The organism is Paenibacillus pinihumi DSM 23905 = JCM 16419 (assembly GCF_000422505.1).
Lineage (GTDB): Bacteria > Bacillota > Bacilli > Paenibacillales > Paenibacillaceae > Paenibacillus_D > Paenibacillus_D pinihumi.
Genome location: NZ_KE383864.1, coordinates 681,108 through 703,063 on the forward strand (window position 1 = coordinate 681,108; position 21,956 = coordinate 703,063).

Sequence of the window (21,956 nt, forward strand, 5' to 3'; positions counted from 1 at the left end):
TGCGCTCCATTTGCACAATTGTGCTGTCAGAAGGAGGCAACTAGACATGGAATCCTATGAATCCTTACGTGAACCTATGGACATGCCCGATCCGCATTTCCCGGTCAAGGTCCATCATAATCACTTTGAACATCAGGGAGAGGTTCTATTCCGCCATCACTGGCATGAGCATTTGGAATTTCTCTATTTTGTATCCGGTGAAGCCCTAATTGAATGCGGTTCCACACCAATTGCGGCCAAGGCCGGAGAGCTCATTGTCCTGAACAGTAACGAGCTTCATTATGGCGTCAGCTTGTCGACAAAAGTGAACTACTATGCGCTAATTGTGGATATCTCTCTGCTGCACAGCCAGTTCGCGGGGGCGGCGGAGACGAAGTTCATCACCCCGATTACCCAGAACCGGCTGCTGCTTCGCAATCATGTCAAAGATGACCCGCTGGCCTTCTCCAGTGTGCTGGCTATCGTGAACGAGCTTAAAAGCCGTGAGTTTGGCTATGAACTGGCCGTCAAATCAGGGCTTTATCAACTGCTCACCCTTCTGGTGAGAAATCATCTGGAATCCGTCCTGACCCGCAATGAATACGCCGAACGAATCAAAAATGTCGAGCGCTTCGCGCCCGTATTCCAATATATAGAGGACAACTACCACTCCGAGCTGTCCGTGGAGCTGCTCGCAGAAATTGCAGGCTTGAGCCGCTTTCACTTCAGCCGGCTGTTCAAGGAGCTTAGCGGCCGCACCATAACGGAATACATTACTGCTGCACGTCTGGATAAGGCCGATGATTTGCTCCGCAATAGCAAGCTGACCGTCTCTGAAGTAGCCACGGCGACCGGCTTCAATGATATTTACTACTTTAGCCGCACCTATAAAAAGCACCGCAATATTGCTCCCTCCACCCTGCGCGGAGAAGCATTGTCGTAACGCAGCTCTAAAATAAATGACCCGGCATATGCCGGGTCATTCTATCGTTCTTCCTTCCATCCGGTTTACCGGAATCCGTATCAGCACAGTTGTTCCGATTCCCAGTCTGCTGTGAATGTGCACACCATAGCCTTGTCCATAATACAGCTTGATCCGCTGATTGACATTACGTATGCCATACCCGGTGTTGGCGCTCTCCTCAGGGTCTTGCATTTGCTTGAGCAGCCCGGCGCTTATGCCTACTCCGTCATCAATGACCTTGAAATAAATACTATCCCTCTCCCGGTAAGCGACGATACGGATATGAATCCGGTCCGCACACCAGGCATGCTCCAGTACATTTTCGATAAAAGGCTGGATGATTAACTTAATGGTTGAATGCCCCAGTATTTCTTCATCAATATGATAGCTGACACTCATTCTGTCCTCGTACTTGGTCTTCTGGATCCTGATGTATGCCTTCGCCTGCTCCAGCTCATCAGCAACGGTGAGAATGGTTCTGCCTTCATTCAAGGTCAGCCGGTAAAATTTCGCCAAATCCATAACCATTCGCTGCAGCTTGTCGAGCTCCCCGAACTTCGCCAGCCGGTTGATCGAGGAAAGCGTATTGTATAGAAAATGCGGATTGATCTGGGCTTGCAGCATATCAAGCTCTGCTTCTTTCTTGTCAAGGTCGGCTACATAAACCTTATGAATCAGCTCGCCGATATTTTGCCCCATCTCATTGAGCGCCAGCGAAATCTGGCTGAATTCATCCTGTCCCTTAAAGAATATCCGTTTCGTGAAATTGCCCTCCTGGAACGAATGGAGCACCGATACGATCTTGCCTACTTTCCGGGAGAAATAATTGGACATGAGTGCCCCGGATATAAAATAGACCACCGTAAACAGGAGACAGATAAGGAATGTCAGCAGTTTGACCTCTCTTACATTTTGCTCAAAGATCTGGTTTGGAATGACCGCGGATATTTTCCACCCGAACCCTGGAATGTCATGGTCCAGAATCAAATAATCCTTGTACAACGATCTGTCCCACGGCTGATCGTACCGGTAGTAGGCATCACCAGAAGCCTTCACAATCCGGTTTGTTTCATCCCTGATAAAAATCGTCGCTCCATTGCCAATCTTCGTGTAATCCACAGTCTCAAAAAGGGCCGGCAGCGGAACACTTATCCGCATAAAGCCAATCTCCTGCATCGTAGTCGTCACCTGAACATTGAGCAGACGCCTTAGCAGCGAAATCCGGTTGAAGCTGAAGTCATCCTCAATCCGCTGCCAGACCATTGTCTCACCATATTTTTCCTCCGGAAAGTTCCGGTACCAGGGCTTCTCTTTAATTCTTGAAAGATGGTACAAATCATAACGGTTCTCGTTCGATCCCAGCGGATCTTCCCCCTTGAACACGCGATATACCTCAGGGAAATCTTCATTATGAAAATAAATGGACATCCACAGCCGCTGGCTGGTTGCCTCAATATAAGATGCAATCTTGGGCAGCAAATATTTGGTCGTCGCCTCGTATGACACCCAGCCTTCCTCGTAATTGCGAACATGCCGCGCAAGAGAATAGTCATAATAGAATAAATCCGAAATCCGGATAATATCGTTAATTTTGTAGGAAATATTGTCACTCATCTGTGTCAGTGTCCCTTGTACGCTGCTATTTGTCTGCTCCCGAATGGAATTCTGATAGACAGCATTGGACAAATAACCGATGAGAAGCACCGGAATCACAATGAAAATACAATAGGACAGCATCAGTTTGTAACCAAACGGCAGGTAACGGTATTTGGGCAGCTTCATAGATTTCTGCGGTATTCCAGTGGCGTTTTGGCGTAGTAATCCTTGAATTGCCTGCTGAAATAAGGCAAATAGCGATATCCGATCAGATTAGCGATCTCATACACCTTCAGATTTGTATTCAGCAGCAAATCCCCGGCCTTTTCCATTCGGAGTGTCGTAATATAATCACTAAAATTCGTATTCATCTCCTCCTTGAAGATCTGCCCCAAATAGTTTGGCGAGAACGAATACTGCTCCGCAATATCCTTGAGTGAAATATTTTCATGCAGCCTCTGCTGTACATCATTGACAATATCGCGGACAAGCTTCCAGTTCTTTTTCTGTTTTCTGGAATGCAGCAGCTCTGATAATTCATAGACCTGATACTGGAGCCAGGAATGGATCTCTCCAATCGTTTCGTACTGAAGAACAATATCGAGTGAGTTGATATCCATATTCAGCAGTTGGAACAAATCTTCATTCATCTTCTGCAGGTAAGCATCCAGCTTCATTAGCAGAAAGATGGTAAAGTTATGAATCGTATATTTGGATCGCATCGTTATGGCGAGCCCATAGAGCTTGTGAAGCTCATCATGGACCCGGACCAGATCATAATTCGTCATCGCCTCGAACAGCGCATCCAGTTGAATATCCAGATTTTGGACATCTATCATGCGCGCCGACTGGGCCTGCTGATAATGAATAATCGTTCCCTTTCCATTGAACATCTTGTAATCAAGTGCAGCCTTCGCTTGACGATACGATTCCTTAAGAAACAATACCCCTGTGACCTGATCCCCTGCACCGAGAGTGACTGTAATCGGCAGCCCTTCAAACTCGCGGCTGAGTTCTTCATGCAGACGTTCAGGATTCAAGCTGGATTCCAGCAGCAATCCGAGCCGCTTATCATTCAATCTGCAATATTGCTGAATCTCCAGTCTATGGCAGGTAGAGAACAGCTTATTCCAGAACACCCCGGACATCTCGGTCTCATCAATTACTTCCTCCGAGCCGCGTTTGATCTTCCAATCATCCCTTTCGGCGATTACCACATAGACAGGCCAGTTGGTCTCATTCAGCTTGTATTCCTCCAGCAGCACGCCAAGTGCTTCCGAACTTAGTACACCTTCCAGCAGTTGGACCAGATACTCATTCTTGATAAGCGGTACCATCCGCTTGTACTGCTGCTCGGTCTCCAGACGTTTGCGATCCTCATTCAGCTCTTCCCGCAGCTTCTTGAGCGATTCAATCAGTTCATTATCATCCATAGGCTTCAGAACATAGCTGCAAGCATTCAAAGAAAGCGCTTGCTTAACATAATGAAAATCCTGATAGCCGCTTACAAAAATAATCTTTAGCTTGTCATTCTTGTCCAGCGCTTTGCGTGCCAGTTCAAGACCCGACATATTCGGCATGTGAACATCGGTAACCAGAATATCAACCGGCTGCTGATCCAGTATTTCGCTTGCCGCAAATCCGCTGGATACCGCCGCTACAACCTCCATCCCCAGTTCTTCCCATGGAATGAATGTCTGCATTCCTTTCAAATCAAGTATCTCATCATCCACGAGCAGTACCCTATACATCAGTTTTCAACTCCAGTTTTGTAATCGCTGGCAAATCTGGTGGCTAGCAATAATTTTCCTCCCATTCAAAAGAAAGGGTATACTATTATATAGTATACCCTTTCCCTGCATAGGCACAATATTTAGTTACCTTCCAATAATGCTTTATTTTTCTTCCAGGCTTCCGTTCTAAACTCCAGAAGCTGTGAGTAGCCTGCAGCTTGAGCATCCTTCTCGGCTTTATCAAGAACCTTGATGACCTCATCATCACTCTTCGCCATGACGGATTGGGCATACGCCTGCTCAAAGATATCATCAATGCGCTGCTTGATAATTCCCAGATCGCTGTCCGGAGCCGGATCCATATTTACAAACTCTGTTGCATTGGCTTGCGTTTTCCAAGTAATTTCGCTTTGGTAACGGGCAGCCCAGTTTTGCTTATCCGCTGACAATGTGCTCTCGTATTTCATCTTCGCCGGATCGATGTAGCCGGTGTTGCCGTTCCACATGATCGGGTCCTGATCCTTCTGCAATTGCAGCACTTCTTGCGCGTCATACTCCTCGGTAAAATTCGGATATCCGTCAGCATCAAAGCCCTTCCAGTTCTTGCCCTCAGGACCGAAGAACAGCAGGGACTGGCCTTCAGGACCTGTGTACCAGTCGAGGAATGCGAAGATTTTCTCCGGATCCTTCGCCGCTGTCGTAATCACACTTACGTTCCATCCAAGACTCGTGTACGTACCCGGATAGATTTTATCTTTATTCAGCCCTTCTTTGTGAATTGGCCAAATCATGAAGTAACCGGAGTCCGGATTTTTCTTCACCATCTCCTGATGGGCGTTCATCGCGATAACCGTCGGGCTGGCGGAAGCGAATACAGCTACACGGCCCTGCATGACCTTCTCTTCAACCTGGTCTACGGTTTGTGTAAACGCATCCTGTGAGATCAGACGCTCACGATACAGCTTGGAGATGTATTTTTGTGCTTCTCGGAACGTATCGTCTGTGAAGAGAGATGTTAATTGACCGTCTTTCGGTACCGATCTAAGTGCTGCATTCAGGTAAGAGTACAGTACATTTTCACCAAAAGCCGTATACAGTACGCCGAGTCCTTGATGGTCCTTGGCCAAATGCGGCTCGAAAGGGGTAACCGAGCTGCCGTACTTTTCTTTTACAGCAACAAGATATTTATAAAGGTCTTCTGTGGTTTCAAGCTTAGGTGAACCCAGCTCTTCATAGATTTTCTTATTGATAACATAGCCTGCATTACCGTTCGGACGACCCGTGTACCAGTTCGGGAACTGATACAGCTTGCCATCTTCCGCACGCAGCATGTTCAGATCTTTACCCATCCATTTTTTCAGATTCGGATATTTATCCAGATAGTCGTCAAATGGAACGAGCATGCCCATTTCACGCAGACGCTCCACCTCGGCGCCACGATCCATCCACATTACATCCGGCAGATCATTCGAAGCGATCATCGTGCTCAGCTTCTGCTCATGATTGCCGCCTGCGGAAATCGGTTTAATGTTAATCTGCTTATTCTCTTTGAGCCATCTTCCTGCCACTGTGCTGTCCCATGCCGGTACGTCATACCAGCTATAGTGGCCGTACATGCTGAATTCCAGCGGCTCAGAGCCAAACTCCCATTTGTCCCCTGCACTTGCCTGTTCCCCGTTTCCGCTATTGTTTGACGGCTTATTGCCTTCTGTCTGTCCGGTAGCAGGGTTGTTCGTTGTTTTGCCCGAGTTGCTGCTGCATCCCGCAAGCACTGTCGCCAGTACGAGCACAACAGATGCAAGGAGAATCGAAAACCTTCTGGCCTTATTCATACTTATTTACCCCTCTCTTTACCTTTTTGTATGTCCAAAGCGATGAATCGCCTTAAACGTAAAGCGGGTCCTACTCTTTCAGCGAGCCAATCAGCACGCCTTTCACAAAGTATTTCTGAACGAACGGATAGACAAGCACGATTGGCAATGTTGCCACCATCATCGTTGCCATGGTAAGTGACTTGGTCGTAATCGTCCGTGCACTCTCGATCCGCGCCTGAGATGCGGTATCCAGATTATTGGACATATCCGTCACAATGTTGGCGTTCAGAATTTGCCGGAGCATCGTCTGGATTGGAAGCAGCTTCTCGTTGTTAATGTAGATACTGGCAATAAACCAGTCATTCCAGTGTGATACTGCCGTGAACAGCGCCAAGGTTGCGATTACCGGCCCGGACAGGGGGAGCACAATCCGGAACAAAATACCCCAGTTGGTGCACCCGTCCACCTTTGCGGATTCCTCAAGCCCCGCAGGCAGACCTTTGAAGAAAGTTCTGAATATAATCATGTTCCATACGCTGATAAGCGCCGGGAGAATAAATACCCAGAAGGAATTCATTAGCCCAAGGGAACGGTATAATAGAAAGGTCGGGATCAGGCCGCCGACGAAATACATGGTAAAAATAAAATATACCATATAAACATTGCGACCAATAAGCTCTCTCTTCGTCATGCCGTATGCCAGAATCGCCGTCATCAAAATAGCTGTGGCAGTACCGACTACGGTCCGCGATACCGAAATTGCCAGGCCATTAATGAGACGCTTGTCATTGAAGACAATTTCATAGTTCTCCAAAGTGAAGACCCGCGGCCAAAAGGTGACGCCGCCCTTTGAGGTATCAAGACCAAGATTAAAGGATACCACTAGCGCATTCCAGAACGGATACAGCGCGCTGAAGGACAACAAGATGAGAAATGTATAGATGGTAATGTGCATGACCCTGTCTCCGAATGCTAATCGCGTCACTGCAGTTCGCCTCCCCGTTGTTCAATTCTGCCTGTTACCACAGGCTGTTTCCGGATTTCCGGGCAAGATAGTTCGCCATGGTCAGCAAACCAATACTGATGACGGCCTTGAACAATCCTACCGCAGTTGCATATGAATAACGGAAGTTGGACAAGCCTACCCGGTATACATACGTGTCGATAACATCTGATACCGGTCGCAGCACCGGATTCTCTGCGAGCAAGAGGATATCCTCGAAGCCTGCGCTGAGCAAGCTTCCGATAGCCAGAATCATGAAGATGACAATGACAGGCATGATCGTCGGAAGTGTGATCAGAAAAATCTGCTTGAATTTACTGGCCCCGTCGATATCAGCAGCTTCATACATGCTTTGGTCGACCCCTGCGATTGCCGCGAGATAGACAATCGAGCCAAAGCCAATCTCTTTCCAGACGTTCGCGGATATAAGGATAGACCAGAAGTATTCCGGTATGGACAAGAAGTTGACCGGGTCGTCAATGAGATTGATCTTTTGCAGCAATATATTTATGCTTCCATTCTCTGTGGAGAGCATGGACCCGACAAGCCCCGCTACAATAACCCATGACATAAAGTGCGGCAAATACGTAATTGTCTGTACGATTCGCTTGAACATCATTTGGCGGATTTCATTGAGCATGAGCGCCAGAATAATCGGTGCCGGAAATCCAATCAAAAATTTGAGCAAGCTGATGATAATCGTATTACGCATGACAGTGTAAAACTCAGGAGCATTGAAGAACATTGAAAAATGTTTGAATCCAACCCAGTTGTTCTCAAAGATCCGGGCGCCGGTATTAATCTTGTAGTCCATGAAGGCCGTCAATACTCCATACATCGGCAAGTAGGCGAACACGAAGATGATAATAATTCCCGGCCATACCATGAGCTGTATATCCCATTGCTTCAAAAAGCGCACAAAGACGTTTTTCTGGCGTTTTGGCTCCAGCTGTGACGGCGTATTGGTCTGCGGCTTGGTTGTTGCTTGCGGCATAGGCATCCTCCTGTAAAATATTGTACGGCAACGCCTTCGTAACGTAAGCCTTTGCCAATCAAAATCCTTATGATCTTATTTTATGTCAGATTTAAAGCCATTTCTATTTGTCAGATCAACAATAATTTATACTTTTCAATGGATTTTCGAGTTTTGTGTAATTTTATATTACTTTTATATAACTTAAAGAGTCATATTCGTGTTATATAAATACAAGTTGCTACTTGCCAAGCAGTGCCTTATTTTGCTTCCACGCTTCTGTTCTGAACTCCAAAAGCTGTGAATAGCCTGCATCCTTTGCAATCTTATCCGCTTTGTCCAGAATGCTGTCGACTTCTTCATCGCTCTTGGCCATAACAGATTGTGCATACGCTTGCGTAAAAATATCGTCTACCCGCTGTTTGATCACACCCAGGTCACTATCCGGATCCGGGTCCAGGTTCACGAATTCGGTTGCATTAGCCTGTGTCTTCCACGTAATTTCACTCTGATAACGGGCTGCCCAGTTTTGCTTCTCCTTCGGCAAGGCGCTTTCATATTTCATTTTCGCCGGATCGATGAAGCCTGTGTTGCCATTCCACATAATCGGGTCCTGATCCATTTGCAGCTTTGTTACTTCATCCGCATCATATTCCGGGGTAAAGTTCGGGTACCCGTCCGCATCAAAGCCTTTCCAGTTCTTGCCCTCCGGACCAAAAAACAAGAGAGTCTGGCCTTCAGGACCGGTATACCAGTCGAGAAATGCGAAGATTTTCTCCGGGTCTTTCGCGGCAGTCGTAATGACACTTACATTCCATCCCAGGCTCGTGTAGGTGCCCGGGTAAATTTTGTTCTTATCAAGTCCCGGCTTATGAATCGGCCAGATCATAAAATAACCGGCATCCGGATCCTTCTTTGTCAACTCCTGATGAGCATTCATCGCAATGAACGGGCTGGCTCCGGCAAATACGGCTACACGGCCCTGCATAACCTTTTCTTCAATCTGGTCAAGCGTCTGCGTAAACGCATCCTGGGAGATCAGCCGCTCCCGGTAGAGCTTGGAGATATATTTCTGAGCCTCACGGAATGTATCATCGGTGAAAACAGACGTTAGCTGATTTTCCTTCGGCACAGCCCGCAAGCTCGCACTCAGATAAGAATAGAGAACATTTTCGCCAAAAGCCGTATAGAGTACGCCGAGTCCCTGCATATCCTTCGCCAAATGGGGTTCAAAAGGAACTACTGAATTTCCGTACTTTTCTTTGACAGCAACCAGATAGCGATACAAGTCCTCCGTTGTTTCCAGTGCCGGCGAACCCAGCTCTTCATAAATTTTCTTATTGATGACATAACCTGCATTGCCGTTCGGACGTCCCGTATACCAGTTCGGGAACTGATACAGCTTGCCGTCCTTCGAGCGGAGCATGTTCAAATCCTTGCCCATCCAGGTTTTCAGGTTCGGATATTTCTCCAGGTAATCGTCAAATGGAACCAGCATCCCCATCTCACGCAGACGCTCCACTTCTGCTCCACGATCCATCCAGATGACTTCCGGCAAATCATTAGAGGCAATCATCGTACTGAGCTTCTGTTCATGATTGCCTCCGGCAGAAATCGAAAGAATGTTCACCTTCTTATTTTCCTGAATCCATCTGCCGGCTACTGTGCTGTTCCAGGCCGGAACATCGTACCAGCTATAGTGGCCATACATATTAAATTCCAGTGGTTCGGAGCCAAGCTCCCATCTTCCATCGTTTATCGCAGACTGCTCCCCGCTGCCATTATTCGCGGTCGGCCCTGCACTTCCTGTCTGCCCCCCGGCAGGTTGATTTGTATTCGTTTTCAAATTTGTGTTGGCTCCGGAATTACTGCATCCGGCAAGCAGTGTCGCCAGTACAAACAAGACCGATACCACCATAATTGAAGCTCTTCTCGCCTTTGTTCTTGTTGTTACGTTATTCATTCTTGCACTGCCCCTCTCTTCATGAATGGTTTGTTCAATCGGGATATGAGCATGGACGGCAGCGGAAGACAGAACTAATAACTGAAAAATGCATCATCAGGAAGCGCTTCCATTTATAATTCTCCGCCAGCCAAAATTAGTGATGCTTCTATTGTATGTAGCAGCAGCCGGGATTTCTATTGGTCAGATTAACAATAAATGATACTTTCCAACGATTCTTTAAATCCACCGCAAATAAAACGGCACAACCATGCATACTACAGGAATGAGCGCCCATTTTTGTGTCATAATCGCAGTTTGCGGGTAATAGTATAGTATGCAGCGGCAGTAACGAGACAGGCCAGGACATATTGCAGAAGGGAATGCATGAAAGGAATGAACTCTATAAATGAAGAAAGATGCACAAGACACTAAACCTATAACAGATCAGGATACAGTAAAGACGGAAGAGACAGCAGCAACCTTTCATTCGGTTGATGACATATTGGAGTATTACGCCTCACAGCAAGGCTGAAATACGATGCCGGGCGGCAAACTCACACTGCTCTATCCAGATAAGGCTGAACAGGAAGCATCCTGTTTCAGCCTTTTTCATGTCCTCACTCCCTGTTCATTGAACTGACTCGCAGCCCGATGCATTCATAAAGTATACATAATTTATCTGATAAGCAAGAGGATTTCGCATTCTACCATCTGCACATCCTTTTGCAGCGCCACCCTGAACTAAAAAAGAGCTAATCCCGTGGATCAGCTCCTGTGCAGTCACTTTCCTCCGCCCTCCTGCAGCTGCCGTCTATACATAATCGTCAACATCCGCCAGAAGTCGTAGCTCCCGGTCTTCGTATCATAATAGGGGGCGTAATATTGGGCTGCATCCTTGGCCCAGCTTGGAGCCTCCATATCCCGAATGCTATCAAACCGGGCGATCGCGGCTTCAATCCGTTTAATTCCTTCCTCCAGCCTGACCAGCCGCTCATCCTGCTCCTGATCCTTGGCCATTTTCTCCGCCTCCTCTGCTGCCTGCCGATCATAGCGCTTCAGATTGTACGTTCCGGCAAGCTGAACCAGCTTGCTGGCGTACTGCGGGTCTGTGGCGTATCCGGAAGCTTGCAGAGCCTTGGCCTGTCCTTCCGGGGTTGTGCTGCTCCGCACAGCCGCGTATCTGGCATTTTGAAATAACAGATCCTGATCTTTATAAAAGTCATAGACACTATCGTAGGCCCGGAATGCTGCTGTGATGTGAACTTTTGTCCCGTTATAAACTTCCCATGTCCCCTGATTGACAACCTTCCCGCGCCAATAAGCATTGGGGATGCCCTTGCCTACCTTATATCCGCCCAAATTATTCGTAGACGGAATTTTACCGCCTGTCTCCAGCACATTCTGAGCCAGCCTTACGGACGGAAACAATGGTGAACCTTCTCTTCTGGCCCGCACAGCAAGCGGAGCTAACAGCGTGATAAATTCATCCCGTGTCACTAAGGCAACACCTCCTTGCCAATTCTGACTTGTCCGCCTGTACCAGCAGTGTATGAAAACAAAGCCACCCGAGCAACGGCAGCTGTCTGCCTCTCCTGCCCTTTCTTGACGAGCCCGGCAGATAAATGTGACTTTTGTCCCGTATCGTCTGTGCAACCTTATTTTTCATACCTGCGTCTACAACAATAGATGAAGCAAAAATACAACAAAGAGGTGAGCCACTATGAAAAGAAAAATGGTTACGCTGCTGCTGCTGACACTAGTAGGCTTGATTGGCATTACCCAATCTGCCTGGGCTTTCAGTGACACGAAAGGCAGTACCTACCGGTCAGAAATCGATGGACTGAAGAAGCTGGGAATTATTAGCGGGGACAAGCAAAACAAATTCAAGCCTGGAGAAAATCTGACCAATGCCGAAGCAGTCGTGCTGATCGTTAAAGGCTTGAAGCTCAATATCGACAACTTACGATTCATTAAAGAACCGCTTGTCAAAGATTATTTCACCAAGGCCAAAGATAAAATGTGGTACTCCCAGTCGTTCATTATTGCACAGTACAATGGTCTGGAGCTGCCCAAGAATATTGATCCTTCCGCAAAAATAACCCGCGAGCAATTTGCACATTACTTGTTCAAAGGAATTGAGCATCAAGGCGAGTATATGTTCCCTGCCATTTACATCAGCATTCATGATGAAAAAGACATTGCCAAGGCTTATAAAGATAGCGTTCAGAAGATGCTGATTACGAAGATTGCTGCCCTGGACAAGAAGGACAACTTCTATCCGAAAGCAAACATTAAGCGCGGCGAAGCTGCAGCATGGTTGTACCGGTCGATTCAATTTGCAGCCTCTACCCCGACTATGCCTGAAAAACCGGAAACACCTGCCAACAACCTGAAACTGCGCCATGAGGTTAACGCCGTCAACAAAGAAGTCAATGAAGTTAAAATTACTGGAACAGTCGGCCATCCCGGATATGGATTGCGTGTGTCGAACATTCATTTCGAAGGCAAACAAGCCATTATTGAAGTTGAGCTCGTACAGCCTGACCCGGACCGCATATATCCGCAAGTAGTAACCGATGTGACAACCTCCACCTATGTCAGCAGCGGGTACAGCATTAAGCTCGTGGAGAAATCCTAAAGCTGGCGTTTCCAGACAAATACTAAAAGCGATCCTTTGAGGATTGCTTTTTTTCATGTAAAATGATTTATAGAAAAGCTTTGATTTGCTCACTGCTCCCGAACCATTTTCAAACTTACCGGCCGGGCGGAACATTTTTTTTGAATTTACACGTGATCGTTTGAAACCCCTGCTTCGTGTAACTCGTATTAATAAATACAAAACCAACAACCCCCTAGAGGAGGAACCAAACAATGTCTATTTTCAAAAGACTGCGTGATTTGACCTTGTCCAACGTGTATTCATTGATCGAGAAGGCAGAGGATCCAATCAAGCTTACAGATCAATATATAAGAGATATGCAGGCCGATCTGGAGGATGCGGAGAAGGCCGTTGCTTCCCAAATCGCTCTGGAGAAGAAATTCAAGCTGTTGTATGAGGATCAGGCAGCACTCGTAGAGAAACGCAATGAGCAGGCTCACCTGGCCGCTCAAGCGCAAAACATTGATCTTGCCCGCCGTGCACTGGAAGAGAAGAAGGCAGCCGAGCAGAAAATGAACGAGTACAAAGCGAGCTATGATCAAAACAAAGCCTCCGCTGACAATCTGCGCTCCAAACTGGATGAAATGCGCAAGCAGCTCGTTGAGATGAAGAACAAGCGCGAAACACTTGTAGCCCGCTACAATGCTGCAAAAGCACAACAGGAAATCAACAAGGCAATGTCCGGGTTCAATTCAGATTCCGCCTCCGCAGGCCTGAAGCGTATGGAAGAGAAGATGCTTCAGATGGAAGCCCAGGCTGAAGCCAGCAATGAATTGAACAGCAAAGAGCGTTCGCTCGACGAAGAGTTTGCAGCTCTGGGCAAGGATAAAGCCGTCGAAGACGAGCTCGCCGCCCTGCTCAAACAGTACGATAACAAGTAATGTGCAGCATCCGCATGTAAAGCGCCGCCGCTTCGGTTCCTTTAAAACTAATCGACCTTTGAACCGGGCGGCGTTTTTTAGTGCTTTCATACGGTTTTAAGGTTAAAAACATATAATTTTATCGATCTGGAGGCTTGGTCATGTCATTGATTGATTTATTGCGAATTCCGGTATGGACGGGTTTTGCGGCAATTCTGTTGTTCATTATAATGATGCTGGACTCGTTGTTTACCCGCTATAGCGATTTTCAGGAAATGAAGTCCGGGAATGTAGCGGTCACGACACGCTTTGTCATGAAGCTGCTGGCCCAGTCATTCATATTGTTCCAGTCCATCACCAAATCAAGCCTGATGTGGGAAGCATTCTTGATAACTATTGTCTCCTTCGTCGTTCTGCTTATTATTGAGTCGCTGTTCAGACTCATTCTGGATAGAGGTGTTGGTCTGAGACTGGATCAGGGAATTCGTGAGGGCAAGATCGCTTACGCCCTGCTTGCCGGATCAGTCCATATTGCCGGAGCTCTCATTATTGGCGCGATTTAATCAGGAGGTTGAAGCAAACATGAGCTTATGGAAACGGGTTAAAAATTTGGTAGCCAAACCAGAGCCGGTGCAGCAGGAGAAAAGTCCGCTCACCTTGGGGCCTGGAGATATATGCGAGGTTTCCCTGGTGACCTATGAGGTCATCGGAAGAGTACAGAACCGCCAGCGCAACTCAGTCATGCTTACGCTGCGCGATGGCGCGCTGATCCGGTATTTGTCTATTGAGGAGCGCGAGAACACGGTCTACGCCCTCTATGCCCCGATCGACGGACGTCTGGATTCCATGAATGAGATACCGACGATTCTTGAGCTGGATGATTGTACCTATCACATGGAGGAGCAGTACGAGGGTATGACCACAGCAGTCGGCAAGACTCCATTTAATCAAAGCGGCGATCAGTCCGTCTGGCAGTATCAGGCGGACAATTTCAAGCTGCTGCGTATTGAATGGCAGGACGGGCGTTTTATGCTTTACGAAGGGGAAGACGTCATAACAGCCGACGTGCGCGTTATACGGGGACGTTAAAGAGAAAGGAGCGAGTGAGATGAAGTCACTCCTTCATACCATCAAATATGCGCTAATTATCAGCTTTCTGTTCCCCCTGCTTGCCGGTTGCTCGATTCAGGACAATATCAAGGAGCAGTACCCACTGGAGTCAGTGAACGGCTCCGGGTCTCAGACCTCCTACGTATACCGGGCTGCGAACTCCACTGTGCCTGAGACAGCTGCTGCCCTGATCAAGCAAGGAAAGCCGAAGGAGCAGTCGCCAGAAGACAATGAACGAATGTTCCTTGTCTATGACAAAGAAATCATCCACTTGCAGCGGGATGCCGAGCATCCCCAGGACACTCTTGTTGAAGTGGATTCCAAAGAATATGTAAGGCAAAATTATAGCTCCAACTTCCTGCAGGGCTACCTGGTCGGAAGCCTGATCCGCGATTTATTCGATAACGGACGCTATCACGGCGGTGACTACCGGGGCTATACATCAAAGGATGTTTACAAGCCGCAGAAGGGCAGCTACCGCGCTCCTACGACGGAGGATAAGAAGAAGGCTCCCCCTGTCACTGTGAATCGTACAGGCTCCATCTTCAAGCGTTCCAAGGATGCTGACACAACCTTTGACCGCAATACGCCACCTGCTGCATCAAACCCTTCCAAGGGGAAAATTACCCGCGATACCGATTCTTCCTCCGGTGGCCTATTCTCCAAACCGAAGGTAAGCAAGCAGCCATCCTCATCCGGCAACTGGTTCTCGAAGCCGAAGAGCAGCAAGCCGAAGGTCAAAATAGGCAGCGGCCGTGTTTTCCGACGAAGGTAAACACAGCCGCCTTGAAAGCCGCTATTCAATCTGCCAATCGATCGGCTGACTGCCGATCGATTGCAGAAAGGCATTCGTTCTGGAGAATGGACGACTGCCAAAAAATCCACGGTGTGCAGCAAACGGACTCGGATGCGCCGACGCAATGACGCAATGACGGTCACGGTCAATATAAGCAGCCTTATCCTGGGCGTGCTTGCCCCACAAAACAAACACCAACGGTTTGTCCCTCTGATTAAGCAACCCGATGATCCTGTCCGTAAACTTCTCCCAGCCTTTGCCCTGGTGTGAGTTAGCATTTCCAGCCTGAACGGTAAGAACCGTATTGAGCAGCAGTACTCCCTGTTCCGCCCATGAGACCAGTGAACCATGATCAGGAATGGAGCAGCCCAGATCCTCCTTCAGTTCCTTGTATATATTTTGCAGGGACGGCGGAATGCGTACACCCTTTTGTACGGAAAAACTAAGGCCGTGTGCCTGTCCAGGTCCATGATAAGGGTCTTGTCCGATAATAATAACCTTCGTATTTTCAAAGGAAGTATGATGAAGCGCATTATAAATATCATGCATGTCCGGGTAAATCTTCTTCGTTTTGTACTCCTGCGTCAGAAAGGTGCGAAGCTCCTTATAATATTCCTGTTCGAGTTCAGTCTCCAAGTGCTCCAACCAGTCATTGCGAAAAATAATTGCCATTAGATTAAGCCTCCCAAAAATTCAGCGCTGCCTATGTACGGTTATCGTGATGTGCAGCATAATTGTTTTCATTATTCAAGCAGTAAAGTTTTGAAGCGGCTGAATGAGCCGCCTGGCGAGCAAGCTGTACCGTTTTCAACATTTGCGTTAAACCAGCTGAAAAATTGCCAATCAGCTTGACCAGAGGTACATTATTCAGGGTGAAATATAAGAAATGTCCATCCCCACGCAGACATTCTTAAATCTTGAAAAAAATTCACTAGTTTTATTATAGTTCATACGGGTTTTGGCAACAATAAAACTAGTGGACTTATTGACACATAAGCCGAAAAAAGTTATGCTTACTAAGCATTTGTTAATCTAATTGAATAGGTGGGACAACATGACCTTTAAACCGGTTATTAAAGAAATCGTCGCTTCTGACCGAAATGAAGAGAATGGATTGCATCAATTCGTTGTAACGCTGACAAATCAGGCAAAGTGCCGTTTGTTTTTCAGCAAAAACCCGGATTGGAAAATTATCGGCGTTAACCGCCTGCTCAATATTCCATGCCCGATTTGCCGTAAGGATTACTACTGTAATTGCATGAGCAACTATACTTCGGAATTCGAACAGCAAATCATCGAGCTGAATCCCCTCTAATCATAAAAATGGAGGCCGCTTGGCTTCTTTTTTTATTACCCTTTAAACCTCCTGGTTAGCAATCTCATTAATTATAATATATCACCCCTTCTTTCATTTATATAAAACTTCAAGGAACCCACCATCCCTCAGTCTCACCGTATTGTTTCGTTTCATATTATTTTAAAGTGTTCGGTGAAAATAAAGTTTTAGACTGATCCATTAAAAGAAACAGCAGCGGACCAAGACTTGAAAAATAAAGTCTTAGACTGCCGCTGTAATCATTCAAATAACGTACCCTTTGAGTTTGTTCGTTATTTCAGCTTTATCAATTGCCACAATAATTTTGTCAAACATATTTCCGTCCTTTCCGTGGCAGCTCGTAGCTATTTCGGCTACCTACAAAACGGTTTCTTGCTGCTCCTATACCGACTAAAAAGAGTAAGACCGAAGCGCCTAGCAGAATGAAAAGTGGCAGGTTCCAACTATTTGTCGCATCATGCAGATATCCTATTAGGGCAGGACCGATTGCGGCAAGAAGATATCCGATTGATTGCGCCATGCCAGACAGTTCCGCTGCTTGGTGCGCATTTTCAGTACGTAACCCGAAAAACATCATGGACAAACTAAAGGCGAAACCTACACCTATTCCAAGTAAGATGATCCACAACAGAATGATATTGGAGCTTCCGTAAAGAAGTCCAAGCGTTCCCGTCAAAAGCAATATGGTTGTGATGACCACTAACAACCGTTGGCTAGACATGTGCCCAGCAATAACGGGGACAATAAAGGCAAATGGAAGCATAACTAACTGCATGATCGAGAGGTACCATCCTGATTGGCCGGATTCAATTCCTTGCTGCTTTAAAATCTCAGGCAACCATGCGATCAACACATAGAAAACCATGGACTGTATACCCATAAACATGGTTACTTGCCAGGCAAGCGGGGATCGCCAAACATTCACATCGTTACTGGATATCTGTTGACTCGTCGTGGCTGTTTGCTTCGTTTGATTTCTTAATTGGGGTAACCAACAGAGGATCGATACAAAGCTTAGAATCCCCCATATTCCCAATGCTCCCTGCCATTTTAGACCTGCGTTCACGGCTAGCGGTACACTGATTCCCGATGCGATTGCTCCGCATAAGCTCATTGAAATGGAGAAAACACCTGTCATGGAGCCAATTTTATTGGGGAAATCCCTTTTGATTATACTTGGCAATAATACATTGCATACGGCAATTGCGAATCCAAGAATTGCTGTCCCAATAAACAGATAAACTGCGCCAGATAAAGAACGTATTACAATACCGACAGTCAGAAAGATTAGGGCGATCATTATGATACGTTCAACCCCATACCTTCGTCCTAATTTTGGTACTAAAGGCGATAATAAAGCAAAGGCAAGCAAGGGTACCGTTGTGATCAGACCTGCTAATGTATTTGAAATATGAACGTCATCCCTTATGAGACTCACTAAAGGACCGACTGAGGTTAAGGGAGTGCGTAAATTAGCTGCAATCACAATAATGCCGAGAATTATCAGCCCTATAGAGGATGGTACAGCTTTTTTATTTCGTTTGTTCGGCACTCTTCATTTCTCCTTCCTGAATTCATACGTACTATTTGTTTCCTGCTGATTGAAAAAACTATGCAATACATTCGCGCGAATAACAAAAGTATATTATAGTATACTAATTTTATCAATAAGTATTTTATAATGTACCAATGCTCATCTAAAAAAATACAACTCTGAATTTCCTGTCATGGAATTCGGAGTTGTATTTAATAATCGGAATTTTCAACTTTTAGAAACCATACTTTAAGGATATATGGAGCACTGTTTCGCTATCCGTATGATTGGTATAAGAATGAGGAGAATCTGCACGAAAACTGATCGTATCATATTGATTCAATGTGTAAATCTCTCCATTGACTTGAATTTCAATGGAACCAGTCATGACTGTCGCAATTTCAGTTGTATTCACATGATGACCTTCAGGCTGATAAGAGCTATTTGGCTGTAAGTAAGCCCGACACATTTCAATATCGTTACTTTTAAAGACTGGTTCAATTATCCAATTTTTTTGATCATTAGAAAACCGCAGTCCTTCGCCTGCTCGATACAAACTAGCAGAGCCTTCTGATTTGAACAAAGCCAATAGCGGTAAAGATATACCTTTTGAAATTTTCCATATAATCGCCAAAGTTGGATTTGTCTCGCCACGTTCGATATTTCCCAGAGTAAGTTTGCTTACGCCCGTTAGTTCCGATAAGTCGTCTAAGCTCATCTTTTTTTCTTTTCTGTACTTTTTCAAGGCAACGCCGATTTGTAATACAATTTCTTTTGATTCATCGATTTCATCCATTAGATTCACCTCAACAAAAAACAGTTATAACTAGTATATTATTTATCTAGATTCTTTTCCATACGAATAGTATTTGATGGTGGACTACACTACATGCACATACATTCTTACACCAGATAAGCTATGTACATAACAAAAGCTCCTTCCAGTATAAGTACTGAAAGGAGCTTTATTTGAACCGTTACGGTTTCAATTATTCAATCAAAAGTGCCGAGGACCGGGATCGAACCGGTACGGTAGTCACCTACCGCAGGATTTTAAGTCCTGTGCGTCTGCCAATTCCGCCACCCCGGCATAATGTGAGAGCTGCACATTATGCTGTGCTTGGCAACACGTTCAACGTGTCAACAAAAAATATCATACCATGAACCATTGACTATAGTCAACACTTATATGAAAATTTTTCCGCAAAGCTTGCAGTTTAACTTTCATAAAATTAAAAACACCTTCCTTTGCATTCGCCTATCGACGAAATATCAAAGCAAGGTGTATCAACTGCATTAGTCAACGTTTATCAACGACACATAGATTATGAACAAGAATGAATGATATCACTCTTATAATCTTGTCAGATCCAACTATACGAATCTCAAACTCTATGTATACTAAAAAGCAGCCACCATACTCATGTATTAAAACAAATGGTGGGCCCTGAGGGACTCGAACCCCCGACCAATCGGTTATGAGCCGACCGCTCTAACCAACTGAGCTAAGGGCCCTTATAGGATGACCACATTGACTTGTAAATTTGGTTGCGGGGGCAGGATTTGAACCTGCGGCCTTCGGGTTATGAGCCCGACGAGCTACCGGGCTGCTCCACCCCGCGTCGTTAACTTCAAATGTCATCCATTTATGACGACAAGATAAAATATACCATACTCATAAACAATTCGTCAACCCTTTTTTATTACCAATTTTCTTGTTTTAGGAAAAAACCTTCTCCTAGACTTTGAACCGGACCCCGTAGCGTCCTTTGCGCGAACGAAATACCTCTGCCTCGCTAGGACTGTTATAGCCATATATCCACCAGTCATCTTCCATCCGCTTCACCAGGCAGCCCGCCTGAAATTTGGTTTCATACAGCCTCACCCAATATATCCACTTCATTCACGGTTCCTCCAATGCTTCCTTTCGTTAACATTAGAATACCCCGAAATGCCCTCATTCATTTCATTTTACCATACGTTAATTTCCATTTGCTCACAAGCAGAATCACAATGACTTTAACACTATTCTTGCCGGGAGCGAAGCGCAACATCATCGAACACCGCCCCCTTAGGCGCTATGAACATTTCTTACCCCGGACTGCGTGAATTGCTAGTAGATATCCTGAATGACGCCATACTCATCAAAAGTAAATTCCTTACCCGCTTCTTCCTTAATCCGCTTCAAGCTCATATTCCCATTGCGCTCCCAATCACTTAGCGCTTCCTTGACAGTCTTTTCTCCGTTCAATACTTCCTTAAACAGCCGGAAGCCCGGCAAATAAATAATATCATAATAGTAGCGAAAGCTGGAGCTTAGCTGCTCCGTATCCGGCAATGACGGCTGCAACCCGTAGAATGCTTTCAGGTTGTAGCTCATTCCGCCAAGCGGCCGCGCAAATTCTTCACGAGCCATTAATTCATTTATACTGCGCGACTTTGTTTTGGCCCACGCTTTCCCGTTCAACAGTTCAACCAGTTTCCAGGCATCCGTAGTATTTTGGGCACGGGTATTAATCCCGGCCATTGTGCCTAGCTCTATGCCAATCCCTGTCGAGGGGGCCTCAGCAAAATGCGGGACACGAACGACATCCCAGTCCGGCATAGAACCGCCGGTAATTTCCTTATGCGCTGCTGCCTCAGCAAGCTCATTGATATAAGTAAAGTTGGACACCACCATTGCTGCCCTGCCCGAGAGGAATAAATCACCGCTATACGGGTTGTACTCCCCATCTGCTCCAGTAGACGGTGTGAGGAAATCCCTGGTCTCCGGAGACACTCTATCCATATATAATCCAGATACAAGCGCCCATAAATGTTCCCATTGACTGGAGTTGACGAGCAGCTTTTCCCTGTTTTCATCAATTAATTTAAGATCAATCTGCTGAGCCATCGCCAGGATATCCCGAAATCCGTTGCCGTTAAACCGGTTCATCACAAACCCGAAGACGGGCAGATCTCCCGCTTGACTTGATGCGCGGCGGGCCAACTGTTCAATAGCTTCCCAATCCATGCCATCCTTGGGCAAATCAAGACCGCGTTCCTTGAAAATTGCTTTGTTATAAAACAGCCCAGCCGAGATAAACGTTGGGGTCAAGGCATATATTTTGCCGTGGCCCATCGCTTTCACCGCTTCCTTGATCGCAGGCGAATAGCCATCGATATCAAATTTATGCTGCTGAATCAGCGGATCCAGCTCCTGTAGCAGATTATCCTGAATTAAAGAATAAATATACGGCGAATCCGCGATTACGGCATCAACGGGGTTATCTCCTTCCATAAGAGCGCGCAGGGCCGCATAGGGGCTTTCAACATGCTCACCCGTTATGTAAGAATGCCCCCATTCATCAAGAGCAGGCACAATCTCAACGTCCACCCGGCTATTCAGCAGCTCAAAGGTATCTGTGTACCTCTGCCTGAACTCAGCTTCCATATCCTTGCCCCCATATAACGTCCCGATCCGCAGTACGGCTCTGCCTGTCTCCGGTTCGGTCTTGCCCTGGCTGCACCCGGTTATTGTAGCGACCAACATGAACGCAATAACCGCTATTACAACCATTTTCAACCTGCTTCCCATCTCTTCCCCCCTTCCAATCCCAGTTCATGATCATGTAAAAAAAGAACACCTCGCTCCCGGAGCAGAAAAGTCTGAAC

The 21,956-nt window shown here is 46.3% G+C and carries 19 protein-coding genes and 3 tRNA genes; 7 read left to right on the forward strand and 15 right to left on the reverse strand.

All coding sequences use genetic code 11. From position 1 onward, the window contains the following. Positions 1–46 precede the first annotated feature (46 nt). Positions 47–922: an AraC family transcriptional regulator gene (locus tag H583_RS0117290; protein ID WP_028561570.1), complete on the forward strand. Its 876-nt coding sequence runs from the start codon at positions 47–49 to the stop codon at positions 920–922. Between the two features lie 36 nt (positions 923–958). Here H583_RS0117290 and H583_RS0117295 read toward each other — a convergent pair whose 3' ends face one another. From H583_RS0117295 to H583_RS0117335, 7 genes are all read right to left on the reverse strand, one after another. Continuing rightward, a complete protein-coding gene (locus H583_RS0117295) occupies positions 959–2,725 on the reverse strand; it encodes a sensor histidine kinase (protein ID WP_036709886.1) in 1,767 nt (588 codons plus the stop codon). Beyond that, positions 2,722–4,290: a response regulator gene (locus H583_RS0117300; RefSeq protein WP_028561572.1), complete on the reverse strand. Its 1,569-nt coding sequence runs from the start codon at positions 4,288–4,290 to the stop codon at positions 2,722–2,724. The genes H583_RS0117295 and H583_RS0117300 overlap by 4 nt, the downstream gene beginning before the upstream one ends. Positions 4,291–4,412: 122 nt before the next feature. Beyond that, positions 4,413–6,104, reverse strand: coding sequence for an extracellular solute-binding protein (locus H583_RS0117305; protein ID WP_028561573.1), 1,692 nt, complete (start codon positions 6,102–6,104; stop codon positions 4,413–4,415). Between the two features lie 70 nt (positions 6,105–6,174). Then, positions 6,175–7,071 carry a carbohydrate ABC transporter permease gene (locus H583_RS0117310; RefSeq protein ID WP_028561574.1) on the reverse strand — a complete coding sequence of 299 codons (897 nt, stop codon included), beginning with the start codon at positions 7,069–7,071 and terminating at the stop codon, positions 6,175–6,177. 34 nt (positions 7,072–7,105) lie between these two features. Beyond that, on the reverse strand, positions 7,106–8,083 hold the full coding sequence (locus H583_RS0117315) for an ABC transporter permease (protein WP_028561575.1): 978 nt from the start codon (positions 8,081–8,083) through the stop codon (positions 7,106–7,108). 220 nt (positions 8,084–8,303) lie between these two features. Further along, positions 8,304–10,025, reverse strand: coding sequence for an extracellular solute-binding protein (locus H583_RS0117320; protein WP_245585929.1), 1,722 nt, complete (start codon positions 10,023–10,025; stop codon positions 8,304–8,306). 762 nt (positions 10,026–10,787) lie between these two features. After that, complete coding sequence (locus H583_RS0117335; protein WP_028561577.1) at positions 10,788–11,504, reverse strand: glycoside hydrolase family 73 protein; 717 nt, start codon at positions 11,502–11,504, stop codon at positions 10,788–10,790. A gap of 223 nt (positions 11,505–11,727) precedes the next feature. On the opposite strand from H583_RS0117335, the gene H583_RS33285 reads away from it, so the two are divergent. The 5 genes from H583_RS33285 (at position 11,728) to H583_RS0117360 (ending at position 15,411) form a co-directional block, all read left to right on the forward strand. Then, the gene (locus H583_RS33285; RefSeq protein ID WP_036709891.1) at positions 11,728–12,645 is read left to right on the forward strand and encodes an S-layer homology domain-containing protein; all 918 of its coding nucleotides are present in this window, start codon (positions 11,728–11,730) and stop codon (positions 12,643–12,645) included. Positions 12,646–12,878: 233 nt separating this feature from the next. After that, complete coding sequence (locus H583_RS0117345; RefSeq protein ID WP_028561578.1) at positions 12,879–13,547, forward strand: PspA/IM30 family protein; 669 nt, start codon at positions 12,879–12,881, stop codon at positions 13,545–13,547. Positions 13,548–13,687: 140 nt separating this feature from the next. Beyond that, the gene (locus H583_RS0117350) at positions 13,688–14,089 is read left to right on the forward strand and encodes a DUF350 domain-containing protein (protein WP_028561579.1); all 402 of its coding nucleotides are present in this window, start codon (positions 13,688–13,690) and stop codon (positions 14,087–14,089) included. A gap of 19 nt (positions 14,090–14,108) precedes the next feature. Then, complete coding sequence (locus H583_RS0117355; RefSeq protein WP_028561580.1) at positions 14,109–14,615, forward strand: DUF4178 domain-containing protein; 507 nt, start codon at positions 14,109–14,111, stop codon at positions 14,613–14,615. Between the two features lie 19 nt (positions 14,616–14,634). Continuing rightward, positions 14,635–15,411, forward strand: coding sequence for a DUF4247 domain-containing protein (locus H583_RS0117360; protein WP_028561581.1), 777 nt, complete (start codon positions 14,635–14,637; stop codon positions 15,409–15,411). A 21-nt stretch (positions 15,412–15,432) separates the two neighbouring features. Here H583_RS0117360 and H583_RS0117365 read toward each other — a convergent pair whose 3' ends face one another. After that, positions 15,433–16,104 (reverse strand): uracil-DNA glycosylase, encoded by a 672-nt coding sequence (locus tag H583_RS0117365; RefSeq protein ID WP_028561582.1) that lies wholly within the window; start codon positions 16,102–16,104, stop codon positions 15,433–15,435. Positions 16,105–16,486: 382 nt separating this feature from the next. On the opposite strand from H583_RS0117365, the gene H583_RS0117370 reads away from it, so the two are divergent. Continuing rightward, on the forward strand, positions 16,487–16,747 hold the full coding sequence (locus tag H583_RS0117370) for a hypothetical protein (protein ID WP_028561583.1): 261 nt from the start codon (positions 16,487–16,489) through the stop codon (positions 16,745–16,747). 328 nt (positions 16,748–17,075) lie between these two features. Here H583_RS0117370 and H583_RS0117375 read toward each other — a convergent pair whose 3' ends face one another. The 7 genes from H583_RS0117375 to H583_RS33290 form a co-directional block, all read right to left on the reverse strand. Continuing rightward, the gene (locus tag H583_RS0117375) at positions 17,076–18,320 is read right to left on the reverse strand and encodes a CynX/NimT family MFS transporter (protein WP_028561584.1); all 1,245 of its coding nucleotides are present in this window, start codon (positions 18,318–18,320) and stop codon (positions 17,076–17,078) included. Between the two features lie 217 nt (positions 18,321–18,537). Next, a complete protein-coding gene (locus tag H583_RS0117380; protein WP_028561585.1) occupies positions 18,538–19,098 on the reverse strand; it encodes a helix-turn-helix domain-containing protein in 561 nt (186 codons plus the stop codon). 208 nt (positions 19,099–19,306) lie between these two features. Further along, positions 19,307–19,392 (reverse strand) — tRNA-Leu (locus H583_RS0117385). A 348-nt stretch (positions 19,393–19,740) separates the two neighbouring features. After that, positions 19,741–19,817: transfer RNA gene (locus tag H583_RS0117390), tRNA-Ile, on the reverse strand. Between the two features lie 30 nt (positions 19,818–19,847). Continuing rightward, a tRNA-Met gene (locus H583_RS0117395) sits at positions 19,848–19,924 on the reverse strand. A gap of 116 nt (positions 19,925–20,040) precedes the next feature. Next, positions 20,041–20,205, reverse strand: a complete 165-nt coding sequence (locus H583_RS37230) for a hypothetical protein (RefSeq protein ID WP_169456500.1) — start codon at positions 20,203–20,205, stop codon at positions 20,041–20,043. Positions 20,206–20,415: 210 nt separating this feature from the next. Further along, entirely contained in the window at positions 20,416–21,879 is a 1,464-nt protein-coding gene (locus H583_RS33290; protein WP_051236566.1) for an ABC transporter substrate-binding protein, read from the reverse strand. Positions 21,880–21,956 lie beyond the last annotated feature (77 nt).